Consider the following 8,312-nt stretch of genomic DNA (forward strand, 5'->3'; position numbering starts at 1 on the left):
CGGGCGCCAATCGCGAGCCTTGACGGCGAGACGCGATCCGGTAGGCGCGCGGCTGCCCACCCACTGACAACCACTGATCAGTGACGGTTAACCGTCGGACGGCTGGAAGACACCGAGCACGTTGCCGCTCGGGTCGCGGAAGTGGAAGCGGCGGCCGCCGGGATAGTCGTAGGGCCCCTCGGTGACCTCGCCGCCGGCGTCCCTGACCGCCCGGACGCTGCCGTCGAGGTCGTCGGAGATCATCAGGACCAGCGGCGCACCGGCACCGCGCTGGTCGCCGGTGGTGATCCCGCCGACCTCGCCGTCCCCGTCCGGGGCCTGGATGCCGGCGTAGGCCTCGCCGTAGTCGTTGAACCGCCAGCCGAAGGCCGAGCCGTAGAACGCCTTGGCCGCGGGGACGTCGTCGACGTAGAGCTCGACGTAGTCGATGGAGTGGTGGTGATGTCTCATGTCCACGACGCTAGGACCCGCCACCGACACGCCACGCCCGGCGCTACCGTCAGGGGCGATGAACGACCAACGGGGGCCGCGACCGGAGACGCTGCTGATCACGCTCACCGGCAAGGACCGGCCCGGCGTCACCTCGACGATCTTCGCCACGCTCTCCCGGGCGGGCGTCGAGGTGGTCGACATCGAGCAGATCCTGCTGCGGCGCCGGTTGATCCTCGGCGTGCTCGTCACCATCCCGCGCGACTGGAAGCGGCTGCGCGACGCCGTGGAGGCCACCGCCAAGGACCTCGACATGAGTGTCGAGATCGAGCGGGGGACGGGTGACAACCGGTCCCGCCGCGGCGGCCGCTCGCACGTCACCATCATCGGCTCGCCGCTCAAGGCCGGGCAGATGGCGGCCGTGGCCGGCCGCATCGCCGACAGTGGCGCCAACATCGACCGCATCGAGCGGATGGCGCGCTACCCCGTCACCGCGATCGACCTGCACGTCTCCGGCGTCGGCACCGAGTCCCTGCGCTCGACGCTGGCGGCCGAGGCTGCCCGGCAGGGCGTCGACATCGCCGTCCAGCCGGCCAACCTGCAGCGCCGCGGGATGCGGCTGATCGTGATGGACGTCGACTCCACCCTCATCCAGGGCGAGGTCATCGAGATGCTCGCCGAGCACGCCGGCTACGGCAACGAGGTCGCCGAGGTGACCGAGGCGGCGATGCGCGGTGACCTCGACTTCGAGGAGTCGCTCCGGGAGCGGGTGAAGCTGCTCGCGGGGGTGGACGTGGCGGCGTTCGACGCGGTCTACGACGCCATCGTGCTCACGCCGGGGGCACGCACTCTCGTGCGGATCCTGCGCCGGCTCGGCTACCGGTTCGCCCTGGTCTCGGGCGGGTTCAGCCAGATCACCGAGCGGCTCGCCGCCGACCTCGGGATCCACTTCTCGAGGGCCAACGAGCTCGAGGTCGTCGACGGCCGGCTGACCGGCGAGATCGTCGGCGACGTCGTCGACCGGGCCGGCAAGGCCCGCGCGCTGCGCGAGTTCGCCGCCGAGCTCGGGCTCCCCGAGGCCGCCGTGATCGCCATCGGCGACGGCGCCAACGACCTCGACATGCTCAACGCGGCCGGACTGGGCATCGCCTACAACGCCAAGCCGGTCGTCCGCGACGCGGCGGACACCGCCGTGAACGTGCCCTACCTCGACACGATCCTCTACCTCCTCGGCATCTCCCGCGAGGAGGTCGAGGCCGCGGATGCCGAGGAAGGGATCATCACGCCGGCGCCGCCGGTGTGAGCACCCGCTAGCCCCGCCCCACGTGGAACGCCACCACGCTCGCCGACGCCTCGTCGAGGTCGGCCCAGTCGCCGTCGTAGGAGAACACCGCCAGCGCGCTGGCCGGGAAGCCGACGGCCACCTCGTTGCCGGCCTCGTCGTCGCCCTCGCCGTCGTCGAGCAGGGTGGCCAGCGAGGCCATGGTGGGGTTGTGGCCGACGACCACGAGGGTCTGGACGGCCGGGTCGGTCTCCCGGACGAGATCGAGGGCGCTCTCGGTGCCGGCCTCGTAGAGCGTGTCGTCGACGGTGCCCTCCAGGTCCCAGCCGCCGCCCTCGTTGACCGCCTCCCAGGTCTGCTGGGCGCGCACTGCGGTGGACACCAGTGCCTGGTCGGGCTCGATCCCGCGGTTGGCCAGCCACTGCCCGGCCTCGGTCGCGTCGACCACCCCTCGGTCGCTGAGCTCGCGCTCGAAGTCGCTCGGCCCGGACTGCTCCGCCTTGGAGTGGCGCATCACCACCAGGGTCCTCACGGCGAGAGTCTGGCACGGTCGGTGGGCAGCACGTCCTAGGGTGACCCCATGTCCCGCGGACCACTGATGATCATCGGCGGTGCGGAGGACAAGCTCCGCAAGCGACGGATCCTCAACCAGTTCGTGACGGCCGCCGGCGGCCCGGACGCGCGGATCGCGGTGATCCCGATCGCGTCGAGCCTCGGGGACGAGATCGTCGACCTCTACGACGCGCTGTTCCGCGCCGAAGGGGCGGCCGAGGTGTCGGTCGTGCGCTCCGAGAGCCGGGAGCAGTCCCACGACCCCGACCTCGTCGAGGTGCTCGAGAAGGCCACCGGGATCTTCATGACCGGCGGCAACCAGCTCAAGCTCAGCTCGATCGTGTGCGGTACGCCGCTCGGCGACGCCATCGTTGCGGCCCACCAGCGCGGCGCCGTCGTGGCCGGTACGTCGGCCGGGGCGTCCATCCAGTCCAGCCACATGCTGGCCTTCGGGGTCGGCGGGGCCACCCCGAAGCAGCGGATGACCCAGATGGCCGCGGGGCTCGGGCTGCTGCCCAGCACGGTCGTCGACCAGCACTTCGAGCAGCGCAACCGCTACGGCCGGCTCCTCATGATCGTCGCCCAGTCCCCGCAGCTGCTGGGCATGGGCGTCGACGAGGACACCGCGGCCGTCGTCCAGGACGACGTGCTCACCGTGGTCGGCCGCGGCGCGGTCACGATCCTCGACCCCAGCAACATCACCACCAACGCCTTCGACGCCAAGCGCTCCGCTCCCCTGCTCGCCAGTGGCGTGGTGCTGCACGTGCTGCCGCAGGGTGCCCGGTTCGACCTCGTGGCACGTGCGCTGCTGCCGTTCGAGACCGCCGTCGACCCGCTCGAGGCGGCGGAGATCGAGGAGGCCGGCCACGACCTGCGCCAGATGGCGCGTGACATCGCGGCCGGGGACGCCTCCCCGAGCGTGCTGCGCCGCCGGCTGCGGCGCAGGCGCAAGCAGGAGACCCGCAGGCACGAGGCCCGGGCGCACCCCGACCCGCACCAGGACGGAGACGACGCATGACGGAGCGGCCCACCCCCGACCTCACGATCCTCGAGACCCGGGTCTACCGCGGCGCGAACGTGTGGTCCTATGAGAAGGCGATCCACCTCGTCGTGGACCTCGGGTCGCTCGAGAAGTTCCCGACCAACGCCATCCCGGGGTTCACCGACCACCTCCTCGAGATGCTGCCCGGGCTGCGCGAGCACTCCTGCTCGCGGGGGCGCCGTGGCGGCTTCGTCGAGCGGCTCAACGAGGGCACCTGGCTCGGCCATGTCGCCGAGCACGCCGCGCTGGCCCTGCAGCAGGTCGTCGGCCACGACATCCGGCGGGGCAAGACCCGCCAGGTCAAGGGCCGGCCCGGCCACTACAACGTGGTCTTCGGCTACCAGGACGAACAGGTCGGGCTGGCGGCCGCCCGGCTCGCCGTCCGGCTCGTCAACCACCTCGTGCAGCCGGACCCGGAGTTCGACTGGGACAAGGAGCGCGAGGAGTTCATCCTGCGCGCCGAGCGGACGGCGTTCGGCCCCTCGACCCAGGCGATCCTCGACGAGGCGGTGTCGCGCGACATCCCGTGGATCCGGCTCAACCAGTACTCCCTGGTCCAGCTCGGCCAGGGCGTCCACGCCAAGCGGATCCGCGCCACCATGACGTCGGCCACCTCCGCCATCGCGGTCGACATCGCCTCCGACAAGGACCTCACCACCCGGCTGCTGAGCGCCGCCGGGCTGCCGGTCCCGAAGCAGGAGACCGTCCGCACCGAGGACCAGGCGGTGCGGGCCGCCACCCGGATCGGCTACCCGGTCGTGGTCAAGCCGCTCGACGGCAACCACGGCCGCGGGGTCTGTCTCGACCTCCAGGACGAGGACGAGGTGCGGGCCGCCGTACCGGTCGCCAAGGAGCAGTCCCGGCGCGGCGTGATCCTCGTCGAGTCGTTCGTGACCGGCAAGGACTACCGCTGCCTGATCATCGACGGACGGGTCGCCGCGATCGCCGAGCGGGTGCCCGCGTCGGTCACCGGTGACGGCACCTCCACGATCGAGCAGCTCGTCGACACCGCGAACGCCGACCCGCGCCGCGGCGTCGGCCACGAGAAGGTGCTGACCCGGATCAAGGTCGACGAGGCCGCGGTCGAGCTGGTCCGCGAGCAGGGCTACGAGATGACCGACGTGCCGCCCGAGGGCCAGATGGTCAAGCTCGCGCTGACCGGCAACATGTCCACCGGCGGCATCTCCATCGACCGGACCTTCGAGGCGCACCCGGAGAACGTCGAGATCGCCGAGGAGGCCGCCCGGATGGTCGGGCTCGACATCGCCGGCATCGACTTCATCTGCCCCGACATCACCGAGCCGGTGCGCGAGGCCGGCGGAGCGATCTGCGAGGTGAACGCCGCGCCCGGCTTCCGGATGCACACCCACCCGACGATCGGCGAGCCGCAGTTCATCGCCAAGCCGGTCGTCGACATGCTGTTCCCGCCCGGGTCGCAGTCGCGGATCCCGATCGTGGCGGTGACCGGGACCAACGGCAAGACGACGACCTCGCGGATGATCGGCCACATCTTCAAGGGCATGGGCCGCAAGGTCGGCATGACCTCGACCGACGGCGTGGTCATCGACGAGCGGCTGGTGATCCGCGCCGACGCCTCCGGGCCCCGCTCCGCGCGGATGGTGCTGCAGAACCCGCGCGTCGACTTCGCGGTCTTCGAGGTGGCCCGCGGCGGCATCCTGCGCGAGGGGCTCGGCTATGAGCGCAACGACGTCGCGGTCGTGCTCAACGTGCAGCCCGACCACCTCGGGCTGCGCGGCATCGACACCGTCGAGCAGCTCGCCGACGTCAAGGCGGTGCTGGTCGAGGCGGTCCCCCGTGACGGGCACGCCGTGCTCAACGCCGACGACCCGCTGGTCCGCGAGATGCGACGGCGGTGCTCGGGCCAGGTCGTGTGGTTCTCGATGGACGAGCCGGGCTCGGAGGCCCGCGACATGATCGACGCGCACTGCCGACGCGGCGGCAAGGCGCTGGTGCTCAACCCGTCGGAGCGCGGCGAGATGATCGTGGTCAAGCACGGGCCCCGCGAGATGCAGCTGGCCTGGACGCACCTGCTGCCCGCCACGTTCGCCGGCCGGGCCCGGATGAACGTGCAGAACGCCCTGGCCGCCGCGGCCGCCGCGTTCGCAGCCGGCGCGCCCCTGCACGACATCCGGCAGGGGCTGCGCTCGTTCTCGACCAACTACTACCTGGCCCCGGGTCGCCTCAACGAGGTCGAGGTCAACGGCGTCAACGTCATCGTCGACTACTGCCACAACGCGCCCGGCATGAAGATGCTCGGCGACTTCGTGGACCGCATCGGCGAGTCGCTGGAGTCCTCCCACGAGCTCGCCCGGCCGTCCCGGATCGGCATCATCGCCACCGCCGGCGACCGCCGCGACGAGGACATGCGCGAGCTCGGGCACATCGCCGCCCAGCACTTCGACGTGGTCATCGTGCGCGAGGACGCCAACACCCGCGGCCGCGAGCGCGGCGACGTGGCGCGGCTGGTGACTGCCGGCGTACGCGCGGCCATGGACGAGGGCGTCGCCCGCTGCAAGCAGGTCGAGGAGGTGCTCGACGAGATCGAGGCGGTCCGGCACGCCATGTCGCGGGCCAACAAGGGCGACCTGGTGGTCATCTGCGTCGACAAGCACGCCGCGGTGATGTCCGAGCTCGAGAACTGGGCGCCGCAGGCCCAGGCCGGCGCGGGCGTCACCTCTGACACCCCCGCCGCCGACCCGGACTACGTGCCGGCCGAGCCGGTGCCGGCCGAGGCCTAGCCTTCGAGCTTCGGCTCCCAGGCGCGCGACGCGACGGCGAGACCGTTCCACGCGTTGATCGTGACGATCAGGCCGAGGAGCGCGCCCACCTCCTCGTCGGACCAGTGGGCCGCGACGGCGTCGTAGTCGGAGGCCGGGACGTGGGTGTCCGCGACCCGCGTCACGGTCTCGGTGAAGGCGAACGCGGCCCGCTCCTTCTCGGTGAAGAACGGCGACTCCGCCCAGATGCTCACCGCGTGGATCCGCTGCTGGCTCTCGCCGTTCTCGGCCGCGTCGTGGGTGTGCATGTCGACGCAGTAGGCGCAGCCGTTGATCTGGCTGGCGCGGAGCCGGAGCAGGTCGCGCAGCCCCATCGGGATGCCGGCCCGGTCGGCCTCGCGGATCGCCGCGGTGTCGAGGTGGGCCATCGCCTTGTAGAACCCGGGCACGGTCGCCTCGACGTCGAGGCGGGTGGGGACCTTGTGGAAGGACTCTGTCGTCATGCCCCCAACCTAGGTCCTGACGTGGCCTGATCAGAGAGCCGATCCGGAACTGGTCATCTGGTCCAATTCCGGCTTCGTGACGGCGCGCACCTTGTCCCGCAGCGTCTCGGGGCTGTCCGGCGTGCCGCCGTGCCCGGCGATCCAGTCGTAGACCTCCTGCCGCTCGGCGTGGCACATCAGCCCGACCACGTCGCCGGGTGCGGCCCGGGCCACGAGCGCGGCCAGGCAGTCGACCTCGGTGCCGTAGGCCGGCACGTCGGTGACGCCGACCCGCTCGGCACCGGCGCGCATCAGCCCCTCGAGCTCCTCGGTGGTGCGGCCGCGGAGGTAGCGCTTCTTGTGGCCGATCGCGACCACGTCGCTGTCGCGGGCCCCGATCTCCCCGAGCATGCCGATCAGCTCGTCGGTGCGATCGCCGACGGCGCCGAGGCCGAGGAGGAGCCTGCACCCCGGCCGGCGGACGCCGTTCATGATCTCCAGCAGCGCCTCGAGCCCGGCCTCGTTGTGGGCGAGGTCCATGACGACCGAGATGCTCTGGCCGCCGGGGGCCGGGAGCGAGAAGAAGTTCATCCGTCCCGGGTTGTGCTCGGCGTCCGGCCGGAACGACTCCAGCCCCTTGACGACCTCGGCCCGCGAGAGGCCGATCGCCAGGGCGGCCGAGGCCGCGGCCAGGGTGTTCTCGACGTTGAAGCGGGACAGTCCGGCCAGCGTCATGGGTACGTCCACGAGCTCGACCAGCGGGTCGGGGTCGGCGTTCGGGGTCAGCACCGAGATCCAGCCGTCGATGACCGTCGTGGCCCGGCCGCCGGTCGAGAGCACCTCGCGGATGGCCGGCGAGTCCGGGTCGCGGGAGAACACCCACGACTGCGCCTTGATGGTGTTCCTCATCGCGAAGACGCGCGGGTCGTCGCCGTTGAGGACCGCCCAGCCGTCCTTGCGGGTGATGTGCGGCACGACGCCCTTCACCTCGGCCAGCTGGTCGAGCGTGTCGATGCCCTGCAGGCCGAGGTGGTCGGCGGAGACGTTGGTGACCACGGAGACGTCGTTGCGGGTCAGGCCGATGCCCTTGAGCAGGATGCCGCCGCGGGCGGTCTCGGTGACCGCGAGCTGCACGCCGTCGTGCGCCAGCACCCGGCCGGCGCCGCTGGGGCCCGAGTAGTCGCCGGCCTCGACGAGCTCGCCGTCGACGTAGATGCCGTCGGTGTTCGACCAGCCGACGAGCTTGCCGGAGGTGCGGGCGAGGTGGGCGATCATCCGGCTGGTCGTGGTCTTGCCGTTGGTGCCGGTGACGGCGACGACCGGCACCGACGGGGTCAGCGTGGGCGGGCGGGCGCCGGGCTGGCTGGCGCGCACGCGCGCGGCGGCCTCCTCGACCGCCGCCTCGACGTCGGCGACCGGCAGCGCGTCGATGACGCCGGCAACCGCGCGGCCCATCTCCTGGGCACGCTCGCGGTGCAGCCACGGGTAGGCGACGACCAGCACGTGCGGATCGGCGGTGGGCCGGACCCGGACGGCGAGGCGGGTGGTGCCCGACTCGGCGGCCACGGCGCGCACCAGGCGGCCCACCGCGCGGGCGGCGAACCGGGCCCGGAACCCGCTCTCGGCGGCACCGGGACGTGCGTTGCGCAGCCCGATCCGGCGGGCCAGCCGGGCCGCGGTCTCGTCGGACGCGGTGGCGAGGTGGGTGATGTCCAGGGTCAGCTTCACCGCCGCCCGCGGGAAGTAGAGGTTGGGCCCCTCGAGGACCCGGAGCTCGACGAGTGCGG

7 protein-coding genes are annotated in these 8,312 nt (G+C 72.1%); 3 read left to right on the forward strand and 4 right to left on the reverse strand.

Annotation, left to right across the window (positions count from 1 at the left end; genetic code table 11):
• Window positions 1-87 precede the first annotated feature (87 nt).
• Entirely contained in the window at window positions 88-450 is a 363-nt protein-coding gene (locus VFV89_RS20775; RefSeq protein ID WP_329707887.1) for a VOC family protein, read from the reverse strand.
• Window positions 451-508: 58 nt separating this feature from the next.
• Here VFV89_RS20775 and serB point away from each other — a divergent pair, with 58 nt between their 5' ends.
• Window positions 509-1,732, forward strand: a complete 1,224-nt coding sequence (serB, locus tag VFV89_RS20780) for a phosphoserine phosphatase SerB (protein ID WP_329707888.1) — start codon at window positions 509-511, stop codon at window positions 1,730-1,732.
• Window positions 1,733-1,739: 7 nt separating this feature from the next.
• On the opposite strand, the gene VFV89_RS20785 is transcribed toward serB, so the two are convergent.
• Complete coding sequence (locus tag VFV89_RS20785; RefSeq protein ID WP_329707889.1) at window positions 1,740-2,243, reverse strand: histidine phosphatase family protein; 504 nt, start codon at window positions 2,241-2,243, stop codon at window positions 1,740-1,742.
• A 48-nt stretch (window positions 2,244-2,291) separates the two neighbouring features.
• On the opposite strand from VFV89_RS20785, the gene VFV89_RS20790 reads away from it, so the two are divergent.
• On the forward strand, window positions 2,292-3,281 hold the full coding sequence (locus VFV89_RS20790) for a cyanophycinase (protein WP_329707890.1): 990 nt from the start codon (window positions 2,292-2,294) through the stop codon (window positions 3,279-3,281).
• Entirely contained in the window at window positions 3,278-6,064 is a 2,787-nt protein-coding gene (gene cphA, locus VFV89_RS20795) for a cyanophycin synthetase (protein WP_329707891.1), read from the forward strand. Before VFV89_RS20790 ends, cphA begins: the two co-directional genes overlap by 4 nt.
• Here cphA and VFV89_RS20800 read toward each other — a convergent pair.
• Both VFV89_RS20800 and VFV89_RS20805 read right to left on the reverse strand, forming a co-directional pair.
• Window positions 6,061-6,546, reverse strand: a complete 486-nt coding sequence (locus tag VFV89_RS20800; protein WP_329707892.1) for a carboxymuconolactone decarboxylase family protein — start codon at window positions 6,544-6,546, stop codon at window positions 6,061-6,063. The two genes, cphA and VFV89_RS20800, sit on opposite strands and share 4 nt — an antisense overlap.
• Before the next feature lie 30 nt (window positions 6,547-6,576).
• A partial coding sequence (locus VFV89_RS20805) for a Mur ligase family protein (RefSeq protein ID WP_329707893.1) occupies window positions 6,577-8,312 on the reverse strand: 1,736 nt, incomplete at its 5' end.

It is taken from the genome of Nocardioides sp., assembly GCF_036274455.1.
Taxonomy (GTDB): Bacteria; Actinomycetota; Actinomycetes; order Propionibacteriales; family Nocardioidaceae; genus Nocardioides.

Excerpts from the sequence above, each read along its gene's own strand:
- VFV89_RS20790 (WP_329707890.1), top strand. The coding sequence starts at position 2,292 with ATGTCCCGCGGACCACTGATGATCATCGGCGGTGCGGAGGACAAGCTC.
- VFV89_RS20775 (WP_329707887.1), bottom strand. The coding sequence starts at position 450 with ATGAGACATCACCACCACTCCATCGACTACGTCGAGCTCTACGTCGAC.
- cphA (WP_329707891.1), top strand. The coding sequence starts at position 3,278 with ATGACGGAGCGGCCCACCCCCGACCTCACGATCCTCGAGACCCGGGTC.
- VFV89_RS20800 (WP_329707892.1), bottom strand. The coding sequence starts at position 6,546 with ATGACGACAGAGTCCTTCCACAAGGTCCCCACCCGCCTCGACGTCGAG.
- serB (WP_329707888.1), top strand. The coding sequence starts at position 509 with ATGAACGACCAACGGGGGCCGCGACCGGAGACGCTGCTGATCACGCTC.